Raw genomic sequence first — 20,680 nt, forward strand, 5'->3', positions numbered from 1 at the left:
GCGAAAGGGGCGGGATGCGCCGACTCGGCGATTTCAGCGAAGGGTGAGCTCGTCGAGGTCCACGTCGTCGGAGAGCACATTCATATCCACGTATGCCTCGTCCTCGCTGCCCACGCCGTCGAGCCGGTCCCGGTTGGAGTACTGCCAGATCGTCCATTCACGTCCGTCGGGGACCCGGGGCGGCCAGGCGACGGAGCGGAACCAGATGGGGTTGTCGGGGTAGAGGTCGACCAGGTAGGCGCGGTAGGCCGACGGGGTGGTGTAGATGACCGGCGCGATGCCGTAGTGAGCCTCGAGCTTGGCGAGCAGCGGGTCGAGGATGGCGCGGACCTCGGTGGCGGGCGGCAGATTCCCCTTGAAGGAGCCATAGGGCTCCAGGTCGACGACCGGGGCGAGCGTGCCGGGCACGCGGGGCACGGTGCCGATCACGTTGTGCGCCTGGTCGGCGCCAGGGCTCTCGAAGCTCATGAAGTGGTAGGCACCGGTCGCGATCCCGGCCCGCTGGGCCTCGGCCCAGTTGGCGGCGAAGCGCGTGTCCACGTGCGCTGAGCCCTCGGTCGCCTTGATCCAGGCGAAGTCGATGTCCTGCTCAGCGACCCGTGGCCAGTCGACGGTGCCGTTGTGGTGGGAGACGTCGATGCCGCGTACGTCGTACTTGGCCGCGAACAGACGGGTCGGCATCACGACGCCGGTATAGACCAGCGCGGTCATGATCAGGGCGAGGCAGACGACGACGGCGGAGCCGATCAGCACGCGTCGACGGCGGGCGGGGGCGAGGGGCACCGCGGAACCGTACCGGTTCTCACAGCTCTTCGAGCAGCTTCTCCATGATGTCGATCTCGACCGACTGGGTGGCCTCGATGTCCGTCGCCATCTCGATCGCCAGCGCGTCGCTGCCTTGGGAGGCCATCGGCTTCGCCATCTCCAGGGCGCCCTGGTGGTGCTGGATCATCCCGGTCAGGAAGAGCCGGTCGAACGCCTCGCCCCGGGCCTTGCCGAGCTCGCTCATCTGATCCGGCGTGAGCATGCCGGCCATGGTGTGCGCGGGGTCCGAGGCACGCGGCACCCGCAGCCCGCGGGTGTTGAGCCATCCGCTCATCGCCACGATCTCGGGGCCCTGGGCCGACTCGATGCGCTTGGCCAGGGAGACGACCTCGGGGTGGACGCCGTGCTCGCGCGCCAGCCGGGTCATCTCCAGCGCCTGGGCGTGGTGCGGGATCATCATCGTCACGAAGTCGGCATCGGTCTGGGTCCAGGGGTCCGTGGCAGCGGCCGAGGGCGAGATCGTCGCCGCGGCCTCGCCCGGCGCTCCGCCCTGAACCACGGGAGCCGACTGGGCGGCCGCCTCCGGGCTGGGCGAGTGCCCCGCGTGCTCGCCGTGCGCGTCGTCCGAGGAACCTCCGCACCCGCCGAGCGAGATCGCTGCGAACACGACGCCCGATGTGATGACACCCAACCGCCTACCGCGCACGTGTCTCCTTCCGAGATCCCGCAGAGGTGAACAATTTATTCACATTCCATGCCTGCTGTGTACGACTTTTACTAAAGTTGAGAGGTCCTGCCCGTGCCACCCCACGGCGGCCGACTCGGAAGGCTTGCGAACATGAGGCTTAGACGACCCACCCAATACCTGGCCCCCATCGCGGTGGTCATGGTTGTCGCAGGAGGGCTGGCCGTCGCCGCCCCGTCCTCCGCAGACGAGTCCCACACCCACGGCAACGAGACCACCGAGGCTCCCGAGGCCCAGACGAGCTGCACGGCCGAAGAGAAGCAGGCGATCACCAAGCTCGGTGACAACTTCGCTTCCGCTTGCGTCGCCGGCAACGACCTCGCCCAGCTGGGCGCCAACAATCCGGTCGTGCCCGCTGGCGAGTCCGACGGCACACCCAACATGCACCTGATCGCCAACATCCCCAAGTCTGGTGCCTTCACACCCACCAACGCGCTCAACAGCGACCTCGCCTTCCAGGGCAACTACGCCTTCGCGGGCAACTACAACGGGTTCAACGTCATCGACATCCGGAACCCGGCCCGCCCGCGACTCGTGAAGCAGTACGTCTGCCCCGGGTCCCAGAACGACATCTCCGTCTATGACGACCTGCTGGTCCTCTCCGTCGACTCCAGCCGCAGCAACAACACCTGCGACAACGTGGCGCAGTCGGCCGCGATCAAGGAGTCGTGGGAAGGCATCCGCGTCTTCGACATCAGCAACCCGAGAGACCCGGAGTACGTCGCGGCGGTCGAGACCAAGTGCGGCTCGCACACCCACTCGCTGGCACCGAGCAGGGACGGGCGGTCGGTCTATGCGTACGTCTCCTCCTACGGCCCGCGCGCGGAATACCCCGACTGCCAGCCCCCGCACGACAAGATCAGCGTCGTGAAGATCCCGAAGCGGGCGCCGGAGCGCGCTGCGGTGGTCAACGAGCCGGTGCTGTTCCCCGACGGCGGCTACACCAACACCGCCGGCTGCCACGACATCACCACCTACCCGTCCAAGGACATCGCCGCCGGCGCCTGCATGGGTGACGGCATCCTGATGGACATCTCCGACCGCGAGAACCCGGTGGTGACCGAGCAGGTCACCGACACCGCGAACTTCGCGTTCTGGCACTCGGCCACCTTCAACAACACCGGCACCAAGGTCGTCTTCACCGACGAGCTCGGCGGCGGCGGTGCGCCGACCTGCAACCCGGAGACGGGGATGGAGAAGGGCGCCAACGGCATCTACGACATCGAGGGCGGCCAGCTCGTCTTCAAGTCCTACTACAAGATCCCGCGCACCCAGTCCAACACCGAGAACTGCGTCGCCCACAACGGCTCGCTGATCCCGGTCAAGGGCAAGGACATCATGGTGCAGGCCTGGTACCAGGGCGGTGTGTCGGTCTACGACTTCACCGACTCGGCCAACCCGAAGGAGATCGCCTGGTTCGACCGCGGTCCGTTCGAGGACACCACGACCATCGCCGGACCCTGGTCGACCTACTACTACAACGGCTTCATCTACTCCAACGAGATCCAGCGCGGCTTCGACGTCTTCGACCTGCGCGACCCCCGCGTCGCCTCGGCGAAGCGGGTCAGGTTCGATGAGCTGAACGTCCAGGCTCAGCCGTCTTACTGAGGCAGAGCCGAGCCGGGACAGAGCCGAGTCGGCGCATCTTGCCCCGTATCTTGCGAAGCGAAGCGAGCAAGAGGGGCACGATGCGCCGACTCGGCGATTTCAGTGAATGACCAGCTGTCCGCAACCCGCTGGTCATCGTGGGACGAGATGGTTCTCCGTCGTGACCGAAACGGCTGCCAACGACGAAGTCGAGACCAACCCAGTCAATTGGGTGATCGCAGCCCTCCTGGCCGTAGTTCTCGCAAGACTCAGCTGGAGCCTGCTGAGGAACGAGAACCTCCTCCCGGGTGCGGTGGTCGGCTATCTGCTCCATCCGGACGTCCTCGCCGGAGTCTGGCTCACGATCCGGCTGACCGTGCTGGTCTTCGCGGCGGCCTGGGCGATCGGACTCGTCGCGATCTGGATGCAGAGGTCGGCCAACCCGGTGCTGGGCGGGATCGCGGCGGCGTACGTCTGGGTCTTCGGCAGCATCCCGGTGCTCGTCCAGCTGCTGCTGTGGAGCAACGTCGCGCTGATCTTTCCCGACATCACCTTCGGGATCCCGGGGGTGCACATCGACGCGGTCCAGCTGGTCACGCCGGTCTACGCGGCGATCGCGGGGCTGGCGCTGGCGATGGGAGCGTACGAGGCGAAGGCTTACCCGGGCGGCGACCGGCTGACCGCGCTGGGCGATCTCCTGGTGACGACGCTCCAGATGACGAGCCTGGTCTCGGTGCTCTCGATCACCGACCTGCTCGGGGTCGTCCAGGCGCTCGAGGAGCGCAACCACCTGATCATCCCGCTGCTGGTGGTGGCCGCGATCTGGTACCTCGTCCTGGTCACCGCGGCCCGCGGTGCGATCCGTCTGGCCCGGCTCGCTCGCGTGAAGGGTTAGGCGCCCCGACGGTGAACCCGAGGGTAAAAGTCAGCAACCATTGCAAGACCTGGCAACGCAAGTCTTTGTAGAGTGCAGCGCGTGACTTTCGAGCGGGCTTGGCAACGGTGGCGCGATGAGCGGGAAGCCGAGCTGAGAAGCCCCGAAGGTTTCCTGGCGATCACCGGCCTGCACTGGCTGGGCCGCAGACCGGTGCGGTTCCCCGGCATCCCGGGTGTCTGGTCGACCGGTCCGGAGGGTGCCGTCGTCGAGCTCGGTGAGGATGAGTGGCTCGAGCTCGGCGGTACCAAGCTCGCCGGCCGGCACGTCTTCGGTCACGTGGATCCCGTCGGCGTGATCGCGACCTTCGACGGCGGCACGGTCGAGGTCGCCGACCGCTTCGGCACCCCGGTGCTGCGGCCGCGGCAGCCCGACGGACCCTTCCTGCGCGACTACACCGGCACGCCGACGTACGCTCCGGACCCAGCGTGGCGGATCAGGGCCGCCTTCACCGCCTACGAGACGAACCGCCCGATCTCGGTCGGCTCCGTGGTCGAGGGTCGTTCGAGCGTCATCGACGCCGTGGGGGAGGTCGCGTTCGAGGTGGGAGGCCGCCCGCAGCGGCTGATCGCGTTCGACGGTGGCGACGGCGAGCTGTGGCTGCTCTTCACCGACGAGACCAGCGGCGTGACGACGTACGCCGCCTGCCGCCAGCTCGCCGTCGATCCGCCGGTCGACGGCACCGTCGTCCTCGACTTCAACCGCGCCGCCAACATGCCCTGCGCCTACACGATCCACGCCACCTGCCCGCTCCCGCCCGCGACCAACCACATCGACGTGCTTGTCGAAGCGGGCGAACAGACCCCGCCGCGACCACCCGCGGACTGACTGGGTCGAAGGTTTAACCCTGGGTAACGGACCAGAAACAGCGAAACAGGCAGACTAGGGCTCATGGCGGGGACGATGTTGTGGAGAGTACGTACGACGCTGCCGGACCGACCCGGCACGCTGGCGGCGCTGGCGCAGCGCTGTGGTGAGGCCGGGGTCAACATCCTGGGGATGCAGATCTTCCCCGGGCTGGAAGAGGTGACCGACGAGTTCGTGCTGCGCACGCCACCGGGCTGGGACGACCTGCGCGTGGCTGAGCTGCTGGCCTCGGCCGGCGGTTGCGACATGGTGATCCAGACCGCCAACGAGGCTGCGCTCGCCGACCAGCCGACGCGCTACGTGCAGGCGGCTCGACACGTCCTGGAGCGGCCGATGGCGTTCCCGGAGGTGGTCGCCCAGCTCTTCGACGCCGAGGCCGAGGCCCCGCCCGGCGTCGTCCACGACACCATGGAGCTGCGGGTCGCCGACGTCGACGTCCAGCTGCACCGCACCGCCCCCTTCACCGCGACCGAGCACGCCCGCGGGTCCGCGATGGCCGACCTTGTCAACGACGTCCTCGACCGCAGCCGCGAGTCGGCGGCGATCGGCACCACCCCGCCCGTACGCCGCCTGGGCACCGGAAGCACCCCCGACCTCGTCGTCACCGGAGAGACCGTCACCGCCCTGATCGACGGTGTCGCCGTCGGCATCGGCGAGGTCCTGGCCCCGACCGAGGACGACGAGAACGTACGCATCGTCAACCTGCGCGTCGACCCGGCCTGGCAGCGCCGCGGCATCGGCACCCGGCTGCTGGTCGACACCGCCAGGCTCGCGCACATGCTCGGCGCCGACGAGATCCTGCTCACCACCCAGTCCGACAACCAGGCCGTGCTGCCCATGGTTCTCGCCGCCGGGATGCGCGGACGGATACGGATGGCCGGCGACCTGCTGACCGTCAAGGTGCCGGTGCGGGACCTCAAGCCGTTGGACAGATGAAGGGATACCCGGTTAACCGGGTATCCCTGCACTTCTCAGGCGTTGCAACACCCGAGAAGTGCAGGAAAAGCCAGAGAAGTATCGCCGTTTCGGCGATCCCTGGGGCTCGGCCGTAACATTTCTTTATGGAGATCCCGGAGAAGTTCGCGACGCTCGGCCTCACCTACGACGACGTACTCCTGATGCCTGGATACTCGGATCTGGCGCCGTCTGACATCGATACGACCTCCCGGCTGACCCGCGAGATCAACCTGCGGGTCCCGCTGATCTCCGCGGCGATGGACACTGTCACCGAGTCCCGGATGGCGATCGCGATGGCGCGCCAGGGCGGCATCGGCGTGCTCCACCGCAACCTGAGCATCGAGGATCAGGCCTACCAGGTCGACTTGGTCAAGCGCACCCAGACCGGGATCATCTCCAACCCGGTCACCATCGGCCCCGACGCGACCCTGGAGCAGCTCGACAAGCTCGCCGGTGAATACCGGATCTCCGGCTTCCCCGTCGTCGACGTCGACCAGAAGCTGATCGGCATCATCACCAACCGCGACCTCCGGTTCACCCCGGTAGCGGAGTGGGCGACCACCAAGGTCAACGAGGTGATGACCTCCAAGGACCTGATCACCGGCCCCGCCGAGATCTCGCGCGAAGAGGCCACCAAGCTGCTGCGCCAGCACAAGCTCGAGCGGCTTCCGCTGGTCGACACCGACGGCCGGATCACCGGCCTGATCACCGTCAAGGACTTCGTGAAGTCCGAGCAGTTCCCCGACGCCTCCAAGGACGCTCAGGGCCGGCTGCTCGTCGGTGCGGCGATCGGCTACTTCGGTGACGCCTGGGAGCGGGCCACCACGCTCATCGAGGCCGGTGTCGACGTGCTGGTCGCGGACACGGCCCACGGCAACGTACGCATGCTGATCGACATGGTCCGCCGCCTCAAGACCGACCCGGCCACCAAGCACGTCCAGGTCATCGGAGGCAACGTCGCCACCAAGGAAGGCGCGCAGAGCTTCGTCGACGCGGGCGCCGACGCGGTCAAGGTCGGCGTCGGCCCGGGCTCGATCTGCACCACCCGCGTCGTCACCGGCGTCGGCGTGCCGCAGATCTCCGCGGTCTACGAGGCCTCCCTGGCCTGCAAGCCCGCAGGCGTCCCGGTGATCGCCGACGGCGGTCTGCGCTACTCCGGCGAGATCGGCAAGGCCATCGTCGCCGGCGCCGACACGGTGATGCTCGGCTCGATGCTCGCCGGCACCGAGGAGACCCCCGGTGACACGGTCCTGATCAACGGCAAGCAGTTCAAGGCCTACCGCGGCATGGGCTCGATGGGCGCGATGTCGAGCCGCGGCAAGAAGTCCTTCTCCAAGGACCGCTACTTCCAGGCCGAGGTCACCGACGACGACATGATCGTCCCTGAGGGTGTCGAGGGCCAGGTCGCCTACAAGGGCTCGCTGGCCACCGTCGCCCACCAGCTCACCGGCGGCCTGCACCAGACCATGTTCTACGTCGGCGCGCGCACCATCCCCGAGCTCCAGACGCAGGGCCGCTTCATGCGGATCACCTCCGCCTCGCTCAAGGAGTCGCACCCCCACGACGTCCAGGTCACCGCCGAGGCGCCGAACTACCACGTCTGACCGGCTGACCCGCTCGCGCGTCGAGCCCCGAACCCCCTGGGTTCGGGGCTCGTCCCATTTCTCGGATGCCTCACCCGGGAACACCCACTACGGATAGAATGTTGAGTAAGTTACTCGACATATAGAGGTGGTCGCGCGTGAACGAGCGTCAGCGAGTGAACCAACGGCTCCACACGCCGCCGCCTCCGTACGATTGCGCTTGCGCTACGGAGGCGGCGGCGTGAGTGTTGATGAGGCCGTACGTCGCCACCCCCTGCTCGCTCGCGACGGAGACGACGAGCTCCTCAGTGCGAGGCTCGTCGGGCGCCGCAAACCGGGACAGTGGATCTCGGCGGTGCTCGCGCTGCTGGTCGTCGCCGGGATCGCGAAGAGCCTGGTGACGAACCCGCGCTACCACTGGGACGTGGTCGGCGCGTTCTTCCTGCGCCCCTCGATCCTCGACGGTCTGGTGCTGACCCTGTGGCTGACCGCCGCGGTGCTGGTGAGCTCCTACCTGCTCGGCATCGTGCTCGCGGTCATGCGGCTCTCCTCGAACCCGGTGCTGAGCTCGGTCAGCGCTGTCTACATCTGGTTCTTCCGGAGCGTGCCGCCGCTGCTGCAGCTGCTCTTCTGGTTCCAGATGGCGTCGCTGTATCCGCAGATCAGCCTGGGTATCCCGCTCCTGAAACCGTTCGTCACGATCGAGACGGCTCACCTGTTCAGCGGCCTGCTCGCCGCCTTCGTCGGGCTCACCTTCGACATCGCCGCGTTCGCCGCCGAGATCATCCGCGGCGGGCTGGTCTCGGTCGAGGCGGGGCAGACCGAGGCGGCCAAGGCGCTCGGCCTGTCCAGGGCGCGGATCTTCTGGCGGATCGTGCTGCCGCAGGCGATGCCCGCGATCATCCCCGCCTCCGGCAACCTGCTGATCGGGCTGCTCAAGGGCACCTCGATCGTCTCGGTGATCGCGGTGCAGGACCTGCTCTACTCGGTCCAACTCATCTACGCCCAGAACTACCTGGTCATCCCGCTGCTGCTGGTCGCCACCATCTGGTACCTGATCCTGGTCACGATCCTGTCGACGATCCAGTTCTTCGTCGAGCGCTACTACGCCCGCGGCAAGGGTGCGCGCACCGGCTTCTGGCGGCTGTGGCGCGGTCAGCTCCCGCTGGTGCCGCGCTCGCCCCGGCGACGTGAGCTGGAGGTGCTCCGATGAGCGAGCCCCTCGTGCGAGTCCGCGGCCTGACCAAGCGGTTCGGCCCCGCCACGGTCCTCGACGGCATCGACCTCGACGTCGCCCGGGGCTCGGTGGCGGTGGTCCTGGGGCCGTCGGGCTCGGGCAAGTCCACACTGCTGCGTACGGTCAACCACCTGGAGAAGCCCGATGCCGGCTTCGTCGAGGTCGACGGCGAGATCATCGGCTACCGGCGTGACGGTCACCAGCTGCGGGAGCTCTCCGGCCGGGCGATCACCCGGCAGCGCAGCCGGATCGGGATGGTCTTCCAGCAGTTCAATCTGTTTCCGCACAAGACCGCGCTGGAGAACATCCTGGAGGGGCAGCTGGCCGCAGGCGTACGCCGCCGGGCGGCCGAGGCGCGCGGGCGCGAGCTCCTCGACCGGGTCGGCCTCGCCGACCGGGAGCGCTCCTACCCGCGGCAGATGTCGGGTGGTCAGCAGCAGCGCGTGGCGATCGCCCGCGCGCTCGCGGTCGAACCCGACCTGATGCTCTTCGACGAGCCGACCTCCGCGCTCGACCCCGAGATGGTCGGCGAGGTGCTCGGCGTGATGAAGGACCTCGCCCAGACCGGGATGACGATGATCGTGGTCACCCACGAGATCGGCTTCGCGCGCGAGGTCGCCGACCAGGTCGTCTTCCTCGACGAAGGTCGGCTGGTCGAGGCCGGGGCACCCGGCGACGTACTCGTATCTCCCACCCATGAGCGCGCTCGGGCGTTCCTCTCCGCTGTGTTGTGACCCCCTCGAAAGGACCCCGTTCCGTGAAGCTCAAGCTCGCCCTGGTCGCCATCGCGGCCCTCGCCCTCGCAGGATGCGGCAACGCCTCCGACACGCTCAGCGACGCCGAGCGCGGGATCGGGTCGGACGGCTCGGCCTCCGCCACCCCGGCCGCGATCCCGACCCAGGATGTCGTCTCCGACGTCCAGGCGGACCCCGCGCTGACCGAGCGGTTGCCCGCCGACGTACGGAAGTCCAAGACGCTCGTCCTCGGCACGACCGAGGCGACCGGCGAGCAGGGGCTCCCGCACGGCGGCTCGGACCAGTCCGGCGAGCAGATCGGCCTCGACATCGACCTGCGCAACGCCCTCGCGGCCAAGCTCGGGGTGACCTGGAAGACGGAGTTCGGCAGCTTCGAGACGATCGTCCCGGGCACCCAGAGCGGCAAGTACGACGTCGGCCAGGCCAACTTCGCGGTCACCTCGGAGCGGATCAAGGTGGTCGACTACGCGACCTACCTGCTCGACGGACAGTCGTTCGTCACCCGCGAGGACGGCGACCTCGACCAGGTCGAGGCCCTGACCGACATCTGCGGCCACACGGTCGCGACCACGCCCGGCTCCAGCTTCCAGCAGATCCTCGAGGACGGCGCCGCGGAGTGCGAGAAGGCGGGCAAGAAGGCCTATGAGGTCGAGTACTTCAAGGACAACGCCGCGATCCTGCTCGGTCTGCAGAACGGCAAGACCGACCTCTACTTCGGGCCGACCCTGTCGCTGAAGTACCTGGTTTCCCACCAGCCCGGCCTGAAGTACCTCGGCGAGCTCAGCCTCACCGACGTCGGCTTCGTCGTCGCCAAGAAGTCGCCGCTGGCGCCGGTGCTGGTCGACGCCATCAATGCGCTCATCGCCGACGGGACCTATAACAAGATCTTCACGAAGTGGGACGTTTCGGACATAAAGCTCGACAAGTCGGAGTTCAATCCGAAGCCGGCATTCTGAACCTTCCGGGAGGACCAATGACCGTCACCGACGCCGATACCTTCGTCCAGGACTGGACCGCCTGGCACGACGAGCACGAGAAGAAGCGCGCCTCGGCACACGGGTTTCTCGCGATCACCTCGATCCGCTGGCTCGGCGAGGAGCCGGAGACGTACGACGACGTGCCGGGCGCCTGGTCGAGCGGCCCCGAGGGCATCGTGGTCTCGTTGGCACCGGGCGAGTCGCTGGTCGTCGACGGCGTCGAGATCACCGGCCGGCACTCGTTCGGCGTCATCGACGAGCGGGGCGGGATCACCGCCGAGTTCGGCGACGCGGCCGTCGAGATCGCCAAGCGCGGCGGCAACGACATCATCCGCCCCCGCCATCCCGACAATCCGGTCCTGACCGGCTACCAGGGGACCGAGGCGTACGCGCCGGACCCCCGCTGGGCCGTGCCCGGGCGCTTCGTCGCCTATGAGACGCCGGTGCCGACCACCGTCGGCTCGGTCGTCGACGGCCTCGAGCACGTCTACGAGGCCGTCGGCGAGATCGAGTTCGAGGTGGGCGGTGCGGTGCACAGCCTCATCGCCTTCCCCGGCTTCGCCCCCGGCTCTCTGCACGTGCTGTTCGTGGACGAGACCTCGGGAAAGACGACGTACGCCGCCAACCGCTCGCTCTCCGTGGGCGCGCCTGACGCGGACGGCAACGTGGTGATCGACTTCAACCGCGCGACCAACCTGCCGTGCGCCTACACCGACCACGCCACCTGCCCGCTCCCGCCGGCCGGCAACCGGCTCCCGATTGCGGTCGAGGCGGGGGAGAAGAAGCCCTGACACCCGCGGCCCGCCGCGGTCTCAGTGGCCGCGGCGGGCCCACTCCTCGGCGATGAGCTCGTAGGAGCGGACGCGGTCGGCGTGATCGTGGGTGATGGTCGTGATGACCAGCTCGTCCGCCTCGACGGCGTGCTGGAGGATCTCCAGCTGATCGGCGACCTGGGCAGCGGTGCCGACGAACTGGGTGTCGAGGCGGTCCTGGACCAGGGCCCGGTCCTCCTCGGTCCACTCCCAGGCGCGAGCCTCGTCGGGGGTCGGGAACGGGATGGCTCCCTCGCCGGTGCGGATGGAGCGGACCCAGAGGCCGTAGCCGGCGGCGAGCTCGCGTGCCTCCTGCTCGGTCTCGGCGACCACCGCGTCGGCGGAGACCGCGACGTGGGGCGCGGTCAGGGTGTCGGAGGGTGCGAAGGCGGTGCGGTAGGAGTGCGCCGCCTCGAGGACCCCGGAGGGGTTGACGTGGTAGTTCGTCGCGAACCGGAGGCCGCGCTTGCCGGCCACCTCGGCGCTCTCGCCGCCGCTGCTCCCCAGCACCCACAGCTCGAGCTCGGCGCCCTCGCCGGGGACTACTCTCGCCGGGGTGCCGGCGGCATCCCGGTAGGTGCCGTCGATGAAGGCGAGGATCGTGTCGATCTGCTCCCCGTAGTCGGCGGAAGCCGCCCCGGGCAGCTGCAGGAGCTCCTTCTGGAGCTGGAACCGCGGCGACCCGAGCAGCCCGCTCGGATCGAACTTCGGCGGGACGAGCAGGCCCTCCGGGGTACGTCCGTCGACCAGCTCCACCGGGATGACCGCCGGGCCGGAGGCCCCGGGCCGGCCGCCGGAGCGACCCAGGCCGAGGTCGATCCGGCCGGGGAAGGCGGCGTCGAGCAGCCCGAACTCCTCGATCGTCGACAGCGCCGTCCGGTGCCCCATCAGCACCGCGCCGGAGCCCAGCCGGATGCGCGAGGTCGCCGCGCCCAGCAGGGCCAGGACCACGGCCGGTGAGGTGCCGGCGACGCCGGGGTTGAGGTGGTGCTCGGCGACCCAGTAGCGGTGGTAGCCGAAGGACTCGGCCGCCCGCGCGAGCGCGATGGCGTTGCGTACGGCATCAGGGCCGGAGGCTCCGGAGGACACCGGCACGAGATCGAGGACTGACAGGGGGATGCGGCTCATCGGTGTGCTCCGATCGTGGGGGTGTCCTCGGCCGGGGAGCCCCAGCCCCAGGGCGGGTCGGGGAGGGCGGTCCGCAGTGGGGCGGCGACCTCGGTGGCGAAGAGCTCCAGGCTGTCGCGGTGCTGCTGCTCGGACAGGCCGCTGGCGTCCGCCTGGACGTGGACGACCTGGTGCCCGAAGCGCTCGTGGTAGCGGTGGATCTTCTCGATCACCTGCTGCGGCGACCCGATCAGCGCCGAGGATCGCTCGACGAAGTCCTCCAGGGTTGGGAAGACCGGCTCCAGCCCGAGGTCGGCCTGGAAGGCGAGCTGGCCCTCGAAGACGGGCCGATAGGCGGCGTACGCCTCCTGGCTGGTCGGCGCCACGAACAGCCCTGCCGTTCCGGCGCCGATCGCGATGTCGGCAGGGTCGTGTCCGTAGGCGAGCCAGCGCTCGCGGTAGTGGTCGACCAGCTCGCCGTAGGGCTCGATCGGGTGGGTGACGTTGGCCGAGAACAGCGGGTCGCCGTAGCGCGCGGCGAGGTCGACGGATTCCTTCGAGGTGGCGCTCCCGTGCCAGACCCGCACCGGCTGCTGCAGCGGCCGCGGCCAGACCTCCGCATCGACCAGCTCGGGGCGGAAGCGAGGCGAGGCGGTCACCCGATCCTGACGCCACAGCTTGCGGAAGATCTCGTACGACTCCGCGTTCCGGTCCCACTGGTCCTCCGGCGTCACCCGGAACAGGTCACGCTGCGCGGAGCCGTTGCCCTTGCCGATGATCAGCTCGAGCCGACCGCCGGAGAGGTGGTCGAGGGTGGCGTAGTCCTCATAGGCGCGCACCGGGTCGAGCAGGGCCAGCGTCGTCACCGCGGTGAAGAGCCGGATCCGCTCGGTGCGTGCGGCGAGGTGGGACAGCACGACGGTTGGGGAGGAGGAGATGAACGGCCGCTCGTGCCGCTCGCCGACCCCGAACCCGTCGAAGCCCAGCTCCTCGGCGAGGACGGCGTTGGTGACGACCTCCTGGAACCGGTCGTACGTCGCCTTCTGCTGCCCCGTCACCGGATCGGGCCGGTGGACGATGAGCGTGATCGCCAGGAACCTCATCTGGTCGGCTCCCGCAGGCCGAGGTTCTCGCGGAGCGTGGTCCCTTCGTAGGCGGTGCGGAAGACGCCGCGCTCCTGGAGCAGCGGCACGACGTGGTCGACGAAGGGCGCCAGGCCGCCGGGGGTGATGTGGGGGACCAGGATGTAGCCGTCGGCGGCATCCGCCTGCACGTAGTCGTCGATGGTGGACGCGATGGTCTCCGCCGAGCCGATGAAGCTCTGCCGGCCGGTGACCTCGACGATCGTCTCGCGGGTGCTCAGCCCCTTCGCCTGCGAGATCGTCCGCCAGCGCTCGGCCTGCTCCAGCCGGTCGCCGTGGCTGCGGGCGCTGGCACGCCCCTGCGCGATCAGCTCGTCGGACTCGAGCGGGTCGACGGTGGGCAGCGGGCCGTCGGGGTCGTGGTCGGAGAGGTCGCGGTTCCACAGCTGCTCGAGCAGCTTGATCGCGGTCGCGGGGGAGACCTGCTGCAACCTGATCTCCCGGGCCAGCTCGACGGCCTCGGCGTCGGTGTCGGCGAGCACGAAGGTGGCGGCGGGCAGGATCAGCAGGTCCTCGTGGCGGCGCCCGTACTTCTCCAGGCGTCCCTTCACGTCGACGTAGAACCGCTGACCGTCGTCCAGGTGGCTGTGCCGCGAGAAGATCGCGTCGGCCTTCTGGGCGGCGAACTCGCGACCCTCCTCGGAGTCGCCCGCCTGGAAGATCACCGGGCGGCCCTGCGGGCTGCGCGGGACGTTGAACCGGCCGCTGATGTCGAACTGCGAGTCGTGGTGCTCGAAGGCGCCCGGCGCCGGTGTCGACAGGAACTCTCCGGAGGTCTTGTCGGCGAGGATCTCGTCGCCCGTCCAGGTGTCCCACAGTCGGGTCGCGGCGTCGAGGAACGTCTTGGCGCGCTCGTAGCGCTCGCTCTGCGGCAGGTAGCCGCCGCGCCGGAAGTTCTCGCCGGTGAACGCGTCCCAGGAGGTGACCACGTTCCAGGCAGCGCGCCCGTCGGAGAGGTGGTCCAGGGAGGCGAACTGGCGGGCCACCTCGTAGGGCTCGTTGAAGGTCGAGTTGATCGTGCCGGTCAGTCCGAGATGGTCGGTGACCGCCGCGAGCGCGGCCAGGATCGTGAACGTGTCCGGCCGACCGACCACGTCGAGGTCGTAGATCCTCCCGGCCTGCTCGCGCAGCCGCAGCCCTTCGGCGAGGAACATGAAGTCGAACAGTCCGCGCTCGGCGATCTGCGCGAACTCCACGAACGAGTCGAACTCGATGTGGCTGCCCGACGCCGGGTCGCTCCACACGGTCGTGTTGTTGACGCCGGGGAAGTGGGCGGCGAGGTGGATCTGCTTCTTCGGCCTGTCGTTCCGGTGCGGCGTGCTCATGCGGGCGTCCCCTCGGTGGTGGCGTAGCGGCTGATGGGACGCGGCAGGCCGAGCGCGCCGCGCAGGGTGGCTCCGTCGTACGCATCGTGGAAGAGCCCGCGCCTCTGCAGCTCGGGCACGAGCCGGCGGGTGATCTGCTCCAGGTCGTCGGGGAGCACCGCCGGCCGCAGCCGGAACCCGGAGAGCCCGGCGGCGTGCCAGGTCGCGAGCAGGTCGGCGAGCCCCTCCGGGGTGCCGGCGAAGACCAGTGCGTCCGAGGCGTACGCAGCCCCGGCCGCCTCATCGAGGAGAGCCAGCCGCTCGCGGGCAGCCTGCTCGGTCTCGTCGAGAAGGACGACGACATCGCCGAAGACGTGCACCGTGTCGCCACCGCGTCCGGCGGCGTCCTGCGCGGCCCGGATCTCGGCGGTGATCGAGGCGATGTCGGCCGCTGTCCGAGGCGTCACGAACCCCACGTCGGCCGAGGTGCCGACCAGCTCGAACGGCCGGTCGCGGTGGGCGAGGGCGGCCACGACCGGCTGACCCTGCGGCGGTCGCGGGGTGATCGAGGGCCCCTTCACGTCGAAGTAGCGGCCCTCGAAGTCGATGTAGTGGATCTTGTCCCGGTCGATGAACCGCCCGGTCGCGACGTCGCGGATCTCCGCATCGTCTTCCCAGGAGTCCCACAGACGCCGCAGCACCTCGACATGGTCGGCCGCCTCGGCGAAGGCGTCCCGGATCAGCTCCTGCCCTTCGGGGGAGCCGAGGGCGGCGTAGGAGATCTCTGGGAACTCGCGCCGGCCGAACAGCGCCGCATCCCGTGGCCGCGGCGCCACCTGCACACGTACGCCGGCCCGGCCGCGGCTGACGTAGTCCAGCGTCGCGATCGCCTTGCTGAGATGGAACGGCTCGGTGTGGGTGACGACGGCCGTCGGCACGATGCCGATGTGGCTGGTCAGCGGGGCTATCCGGGAGGCGATCAGCACCGCGTCGAGCCGTCCGCGCACCCGGTCGGTGCGCTCGTCGTCCTCGGTGCCGAACGGTGAGTCGGTCTGGATCGAGAGCGAGTCCTCGATCGTGACGAAGTCCAGCAGGCCGGCCTCGGCCTCCTGGACGAGACCGGCCCAGTAGCCGGACTTCAGTAGATCACCGGGCCGGGCGTTCGGCTCCCGCCAGGCGGCCGGGTGCCACCCGGCGCCGTCGAGAGCCACGGCGAGTCGAAGACGAGATGGGGGCGCACTCATGAGTAAAAGTCTACTGACTTCATCAACTTAGTGTGGAGAGTTTCGGAGGATGGACCGCGCCCGGGGCAGTCCGACGGCCACGAGCAGCGCCGCGGCCAGGACCAGGACCGCGTTGACCGCGATCGCCACCTGGAGTGCTCCGAGCGAGGCGACGCCGCCGGCGGCGGTGGCGACGGTGGACATGATGGGGATGCCGAGCGCGATCGCGACCTGCTGGGTCATCATCGCCAGCCCGGTGGCCAGGCCCTGCTCGTGGTCGGGAAGTCCGGAGGTCGCCGCGACCATGAACCCGACGATCGCGGCGACGTGCCCGATGGCGCCGATGAAGTTCATCAGACCGATGAACCACAGCCAGCCGGCCGAGGGCCCGATCAGGACGAGCGCGCCGGTGGTGACCGCCTGGATCGCGAGTCCGCCGGCCACGGTGTTGCGTACGCCGAACGCCTCGATGACCCGCGAACCGACGGATCCGCCGATGATCGCCCCAGCCCCCATCGCGACGAGCATCAGCCCGGTCTGCAGAGCGTTCAGGCCGAGGACGTGCTGCAGATACATAGTCAGCACGAAGACCAGCGACGACTCGAAGGCGAAGGTCGCGAAGCCGGCGATGTTGCCGAAGCCGATGGTGCGGCGGGTGAGGATGTGCAGCGGCACCAGCGGGTGCGGGTGCGTGGACTCGGCCCGCCAGAACGCGACCAGCAGCGCCACCGCGACGCCGATCGCCGCCATCCCCCACATGTCGGCGATGCCCGCCTCGCCCAGCCGGGTCGCGCCGTAGACCAGCGCGAGCAGCCCGGACGTCACCAGCACAGCGCCCGGGAGGTCGAGCCGCGACCGCTCCCGGTCGGCGGAGTCACGCAGCACGAACGGCGCGACGGCGACCACCAGCAACGCGATCGGCACGTTGACCAGGAAGGCCCAGCGCCACGACAGCAGATCGGTGAGTACGCCACCCAGCACCGCCCCGGCGGTGAACCCGGTCGACATCACCACGCTGTTCAGCCCCAGAGCACGCTGGCGCAGCGGACCCTCCGGGAAGGAGACGGTGAGCAGGGAGAGCGCCGCGGGGGTGACTGCGGCGGTCGCGAGACCCTGGGCGACCCGGGCCGTGAGGAGCAGTTCGGGCGAGGTGGCGACCCCGCCGAGCAGGGAGGCCGCACCCAGCGCGACCATGCCGATCAGGAAGACCCGCCGCCGGCCGACGTAGTCGCCGATCCGGCCGAAGAGCAGCGTGAACCCGGCCGCGCACAGCGCGAACGCGGTTGCGATCCACTGCACGTCTGCCTGGGCGAAACCGAGGCTGGCACCGACGGTCGGCAGCGCCACGTTGAGGATCGAGAAGTCGACGGTGAGGGTGAACTGGGAGGCGAGCAGCAGCAGGAGCACCAGCAGCTGTCCGCGGGTCATGGCGGCCGGGCGTACGGGCTCGGCCTGGGTGGTGAGGGTCATGACATCAACGCTCTGGCAGATGACGTACGCCAGCCAGACACCTGTCCTGCCACCCACCCGCCTGCCTGGCACTGACAGGGTCAGGAAGAAAACGCCGCGCGGCCGCACTATAGGAACCATGACGACCGAGCTCGGAGAGTTCCTGCGCAGCCGCCGGGCGGCGATCAGTCCCCAGGACGCCGGGCTGGTGTCCTATGGCGCCCGCCGGGTACCCGGGCTCAGGCGTGAGGAGCTGGCGATGCTGGCCGGCGTCTCGCCGACGTACTACACCCGGCTCGAGCAGGCAGCCCACCACAACGCCTCCGACGCGGTGATCGACTCGCTCGCCCGGGCGCTGCGGCTGAGCGCCGAGGAGCACGACCACCTGCGTCGGCTGGCGCGGCCCGTCGAGACGGTCTCGGGCGGCCGCGACGTGGAGCCGCGCCCGTCCGCGGTGGCGATGGTGATGGACTACCCCGGTCCGGCGCTCATCGTCGACCACGCCAACTACGTGCTCGCCTGGAACGATCTCGGTCACCGCCTCTACGGCCACGGGCTGGACTTCGACGCGCCTTATGCCGGCCGTCCCCACCGCCCCAACCTCATTCGCCGGTTCTTCCTCGAGCCGGACGGGCCGGAGCTCTTCGTCGACCCCGAGGGCACCGGCCTGCAGATGGTCGGCTTCCTGCGCTACTCATCGGGCCTGCACCCCGACGACCACATCCTCAGCTGCCTGGTCGGCGAGCTCGTCCAGCGCAGCGACCTGTTCGCCGAGCTGTGGGCCGAGCATCCGGTGATGGACTGCGGCTACGGGATCAAGCGGCTGCGGCATCCGGTGGCGGGGCGGATGGACCTGGCGTACGAGGCGATGGTGCTGCCCGAGACCAGCCAGCGCATCGTGCTCTACCGAGCCGAGCCCGGCTCGCCGTCAGCGGACGCGCTGGCCACGCTGGCTGCGACGTCTTCGGTCGGTCAGCTCGGCGGCAGCAGCGGCCGCGGCGGCAACGGGGACGAGTAGACGACGCTGGTGGTGACGCTGCCCAGGGTGCCGATCCTGCCGCTGACCTGCTCCAGGTGCTTCATGCTGGTGGCCACGACCTTCATGATGAAGCAGTCGTCGCCGGTGACGTGATGGGCCTCGATGACCTCGGGCTGGTCGGCGAGCAGCTTGTGGAGCGGGTCGTAGTTGCTGCTGGGGTAGCGCAGGCGAAGGTAGGCCAGGATGGTGAAGCCGAGCCTCTCGGGATCGACCTGTGCCCCGTAGCCGGCGATGACACCGGACTCCTCGAGTCGACGCACCCGCTCGGCGGCGGCGCTGTGGCTCATGTTGATGTGTCGGGCCAGGTCGGCGATGCTCTGCCGACCGTTGGTCTGCAGCGACTTCAGGATGGCGGTGTCGACCTTGTCGGGCTCGAACGGGATATTCACGGGCACCGCGCAAGAATGCCATGAAATCGAAGGCCATCCGCTCTGGATGCCGGGGAACGAACCTTCAGATCGCGTTCTGGCGTCAGTACGGTTCAGGCATGAAATTCCCCGCCGCCTCCGCCGATGCCGTCGCCCATTTCGCGAGCAAGCTCGCCTTCGAGACCGACGCCTCCGACGTGTACGCCGACCAGTCAGCGAGCGTCCGGTTCGTGCTGGTCGACTCCCGTGGTGAGGCCGCCTGGACCCAGGGCCGCGTCGTCGGCGCCGTCCACATGCCGACCGCCGAGATCGCCACCCGGGCTCCCGCGGAGATTCCCGTGGACCTGCCGGTCGTGACGTACTGCTGGGGTCCGGGCTGCAACGGCGCGACTCGAGCCGCGCTCGAGTTCGCCAAGCTCGGCTACCAGGTCAAGGAGATGATCGGCGGCTTCGAGTACTGGGCCCGCGAAGGCTATCCGGTCGAGGACGAACGCGGCCCTGTCCTGCGTGCCAAGGACCCGCTGACCGTGCCGTTGGACGCGATCTCCTGTGCTTGCTGACCCCAGGATCCGCCTGACCCGCAGCGTCTCGATCCGTCCCGTCGGGGTCGACGACCTGCCCGAGCTGGTCGAGCTGATCCGGGAGCACGCCCGCTACGAGCGAGCCAGCGAGCCGCGACCGGACCTGGAGACCGCGTTGGCGGCGTGGGTGTTCGTCCCTCGGCCGCGGGTGCGTGTGCTCGTTGCCGTCCAGAACGACGCGCTGGTCGGCTACGCGAGCTGGAGCCTGGAGGCCTCGACCTGGCAGGCGGCCGAGTACGCCCATCTCGACTGCCTCTACCTGCGGGAGGCCACTCGGGGTCGAGGGGCCGGCCGCCTGCTGATGGGGGCGGTGGAGGCCGAGGCGCGAGCGGCCGGCGCCGGCGAGCTGCAGTGGCAGACGCCGGAGTGGAACGAGGGCGCGATCCGCTTCTACCGACGCACCGGCGCGCGCGACGACGCCAAGGCGCGGTTCACGCTGCCGCTCACAGATCCTTCGCGTACGTAGCCGGAGGAGCGCCGACGACGTCGCGGAACGTACGCACCAGGTGGGCCTGGTCGCTGAAGTCCAGCTCCGCGGCGACCGCGGCCCAGTCGACCTCACCGGAGTGGGCGCGGGCGGCGACCTCCAGCACGCGGAACCGCTGCACGACCCACTTCGGGCCGATCCCGACGTACTCGCTGAACAGGCGCTGCAGCGACCGCAGGCTCACGCCGGCGCGGTCGGCGAGCTGCTCGGCCCGGGTGATCGAGCGGTCCTCCTCGGCCAGGGTCGCCCAGCGACGTACGTCCTCGGCGACCGGGTCCGTGGGGAGGCCGACCTCCAGGAGGTAGGACTCCATCGCGGCGGCCATCTCCGCGGGATCGGCGACGGAGAGGATGCGCTCCGCGGCCGGCCGGTCGTCGACGCCGAGGAGGTCCTGGGCCGGGACGACCTGGTCGGCGATCGCGCTGACCCGGCTGCCGAGCACCGGACGGAAGAGGCCGGGCAGGAACGAGACGCCGAGCGTGTGGCCGCGGCCGGTGAGATGCCGGACGAACGGGCGCCGGCCGATGCCGTGCACCAGCAGCCGGCCGTCCTCGGCGGCGACGTGGATCCGCGGCTGCGGGATGACCTGCTGGTCGTGCGGGTGCTCGAGCTCCCAGCCGACGTACCAGTGGTAGTCCACGTGTCCCGCCAGCGCCGGTGAGACCGCGAACCGCTCGGTGGTGATCGTCCGGGCCGCCGTCACCGGGCGCACGATCGCGTCGGGATAGCCCCTGCCCTCGGTGTCGTCGGCCATGCCGCCA

21 protein-coding genes are annotated in these 20,680 nt (G+C 69.5%); 12 read left to right on the top strand and 9 right to left on the bottom strand.

Annotated features, from left to right (window positions below; all coding sequences use genetic code 11):
- Positions 1-33 precede the first annotated feature (33 nt).
- Positions 34-783, bottom strand: a complete 750-nt coding sequence (locus tag ACIO3S_RS05290; protein WP_400460289.1) for a GH25 family lysozyme — start codon at positions 781-783, stop codon at positions 34-36.
- Positions 784-802: 19 nt separating this feature from the next.
- Positions 803-1,432 (bottom strand): DUF305 domain-containing protein, encoded by a 630-nt coding sequence (locus tag ACIO3S_RS05295; protein WP_400460291.1) that lies wholly within the window; start codon positions 1,430-1,432, stop codon positions 803-805.
- 219 nt (positions 1,433-1,651) lie between these two features.
- On the opposite strand from ACIO3S_RS05295, the gene ACIO3S_RS05300 reads away from it, so the two are divergent.
- The 9 genes from ACIO3S_RS05300 to ACIO3S_RS05340 all read left to right on the top strand — a co-directional run bounded on the left by ACIO3S_RS05300 (position 1,652) and on the right by ACIO3S_RS05340 (position 11,198).
- The gene (locus tag ACIO3S_RS05300; protein ID WP_400460293.1) at positions 1,652-3,118 is read left to right on the top strand and encodes an LVIVD repeat-containing protein; all 1,467 of its coding nucleotides are present in this window, start codon (positions 1,652-1,654) and stop codon (positions 3,116-3,118) included.
- Between the two features lie 160 nt (positions 3,119-3,278).
- Positions 3,279-3,992, top strand: coding sequence for a hypothetical protein (locus ACIO3S_RS05305; RefSeq protein ID WP_400460295.1), 714 nt, complete (start codon positions 3,279-3,281; stop codon positions 3,990-3,992).
- Between the two features lie 81 nt (positions 3,993-4,073).
- The gene (locus ACIO3S_RS05310; RefSeq protein ID WP_400460297.1) at positions 4,074-4,859 is read left to right on the top strand and encodes a DUF1684 domain-containing protein; all 786 of its coding nucleotides are present in this window, start codon (positions 4,074-4,076) and stop codon (positions 4,857-4,859) included.
- A 63-nt stretch (positions 4,860-4,922) separates the two neighbouring features.
- The gene (locus tag ACIO3S_RS05315) at positions 4,923-5,834 is read left to right on the top strand and encodes a GNAT family N-acetyltransferase (protein WP_160025336.1); all 912 of its coding nucleotides are present in this window, start codon (positions 4,923-4,925) and stop codon (positions 5,832-5,834) included.
- 125 nt (positions 5,835-5,959) lie between these two features.
- Complete coding sequence (guaB, locus tag ACIO3S_RS05320; RefSeq protein ID WP_091051815.1) at positions 5,960-7,459, top strand: IMP dehydrogenase; 1,500 nt, start codon at positions 5,960-5,962, stop codon at positions 7,457-7,459.
- A gap of 220 nt (positions 7,460-7,679) precedes the next feature.
- Positions 7,680-8,651 carry an amino acid ABC transporter permease gene (locus tag ACIO3S_RS05325; protein WP_400460299.1) on the top strand — a complete coding sequence of 324 codons (972 nt, stop codon included), beginning with the start codon at positions 7,680-7,682 and terminating at the stop codon, positions 8,649-8,651.
- Entirely contained in the window at positions 8,648-9,409 is a 762-nt protein-coding gene (locus ACIO3S_RS05330; protein ID WP_160025334.1) for an amino acid ABC transporter ATP-binding protein, read from the top strand. The genes ACIO3S_RS05325 and ACIO3S_RS05330 overlap by 4 nt, the downstream gene beginning before the upstream one ends.
- 23 nt (positions 9,410-9,432) lie before the next feature.
- Positions 9,433-10,386, top strand: coding sequence for a transporter substrate-binding domain-containing protein (locus ACIO3S_RS05335; RefSeq protein WP_400460302.1), 954 nt, complete (start codon positions 9,433-9,435; stop codon positions 10,384-10,386).
- A 17-nt stretch (positions 10,387-10,403) separates the two neighbouring features.
- A complete protein-coding gene (locus ACIO3S_RS05340; protein WP_400460304.1) occupies positions 10,404-11,198 on the top strand; it encodes a DUF1684 domain-containing protein in 795 nt (264 codons plus the stop codon).
- A gap of 21 nt (positions 11,199-11,219) precedes the next feature.
- Here the strand turns inward: ACIO3S_RS05340 and ACIO3S_RS05345 are convergent, their stop codons facing one another.
- From ACIO3S_RS05345 to ACIO3S_RS05365, 5 genes are read right to left on the bottom strand one after another with little or no spacing between them, the layout of a single operon-like run.
- Positions 11,220-12,347: an LLM class flavin-dependent oxidoreductase gene (locus tag ACIO3S_RS05345; RefSeq protein ID WP_400460306.1), complete on the bottom strand. Its 1,128-nt coding sequence runs from the start codon at positions 12,345-12,347 to the stop codon at positions 11,220-11,222.
- Positions 12,344-13,429 (bottom strand): LLM class flavin-dependent oxidoreductase, encoded by a 1,086-nt coding sequence (locus tag ACIO3S_RS05350; protein WP_400460308.1) that lies wholly within the window; start codon positions 13,427-13,429, stop codon positions 12,344-12,346. Before ACIO3S_RS05350 ends, ACIO3S_RS05345 begins: the two co-directional genes overlap by 4 nt.
- The gene (locus ACIO3S_RS05355) at positions 13,426-14,793 is read right to left on the bottom strand and encodes an NtaA/DmoA family FMN-dependent monooxygenase (RefSeq protein ID WP_400460310.1); all 1,368 of its coding nucleotides are present in this window, start codon (positions 14,791-14,793) and stop codon (positions 13,426-13,428) included. The genes ACIO3S_RS05350 and ACIO3S_RS05355 overlap by 4 nt, the downstream gene beginning before the upstream one ends.
- Positions 14,790-16,016: an LLM class flavin-dependent oxidoreductase gene (locus ACIO3S_RS05360; protein WP_400460312.1), complete on the bottom strand. Its 1,227-nt coding sequence runs from the start codon at positions 16,014-16,016 to the stop codon at positions 14,790-14,792. The genes ACIO3S_RS05355 and ACIO3S_RS05360 overlap by 4 nt, the downstream gene beginning before the upstream one ends.
- A gap of 27 nt (positions 16,017-16,043) precedes the next feature.
- Positions 16,044-17,465 carry an MFS transporter gene (locus tag ACIO3S_RS05365; protein ID WP_400460314.1) on the bottom strand — a complete coding sequence of 474 codons (1,422 nt, stop codon included), beginning with the start codon at positions 17,463-17,465 and terminating at the stop codon, positions 16,044-16,046.
- A gap of 118 nt (positions 17,466-17,583) precedes the next feature.
- Between ACIO3S_RS05365 and ACIO3S_RS05370 the strand changes: the two genes are divergently transcribed.
- Positions 17,584-18,462, top strand: coding sequence for a helix-turn-helix transcriptional regulator (locus ACIO3S_RS05370; RefSeq protein WP_400460316.1), 879 nt, complete (start codon positions 17,584-17,586; stop codon positions 18,460-18,462).
- On the opposite strand, the gene ACIO3S_RS05375 is transcribed toward ACIO3S_RS05370, so the two are convergent.
- Positions 18,417-18,878, bottom strand: a complete 462-nt coding sequence (locus tag ACIO3S_RS05375; RefSeq protein ID WP_350716679.1) for an Lrp/AsnC family transcriptional regulator — start codon at positions 18,876-18,878, stop codon at positions 18,417-18,419. The two genes, ACIO3S_RS05370 and ACIO3S_RS05375, sit on opposite strands and share 46 nt — an antisense overlap.
- A 92-nt stretch (positions 18,879-18,970) precedes the next feature.
- Here ACIO3S_RS05375 and ACIO3S_RS05380 point away from each other — a divergent pair, with 92 nt between their 5' ends.
- Together ACIO3S_RS05380 and ACIO3S_RS05385 are read left to right on the top strand one after the other, a co-directional pair.
- The gene (locus tag ACIO3S_RS05380; protein ID WP_400460318.1) at positions 18,971-19,411 is read left to right on the top strand and encodes a rhodanese-like domain-containing protein; all 441 of its coding nucleotides are present in this window, start codon (positions 18,971-18,973) and stop codon (positions 19,409-19,411) included.
- On the top strand, positions 19,401-19,898 hold the full coding sequence (locus ACIO3S_RS05385) for a GNAT family N-acetyltransferase (protein WP_400460320.1): 498 nt from the start codon (positions 19,401-19,403) through the stop codon (positions 19,896-19,898). The genes ACIO3S_RS05380 and ACIO3S_RS05385 overlap by 11 nt, the downstream gene beginning before the upstream one ends.
- On the opposite strand, the gene ACIO3S_RS05390 is transcribed toward ACIO3S_RS05385, so the two are convergent.
- Positions 19,876-20,673, bottom strand: a complete 798-nt coding sequence (locus tag ACIO3S_RS05390; protein WP_400460322.1) for a DUF6597 domain-containing transcriptional factor — start codon at positions 20,671-20,673, stop codon at positions 19,876-19,878. The two genes, ACIO3S_RS05385 and ACIO3S_RS05390, sit on opposite strands and share 23 nt — an antisense overlap.
- Positions 20,674-20,680 lie beyond the last annotated feature (7 nt).

The sequence above is a fragment of the Nocardioides sp. NPDC087217 genome, assembly GCF_044744805.1.
Taxonomy (GTDB): Bacteria; Actinomycetota; Actinomycetes; order Propionibacteriales; family Nocardioidaceae; genus Nocardioides.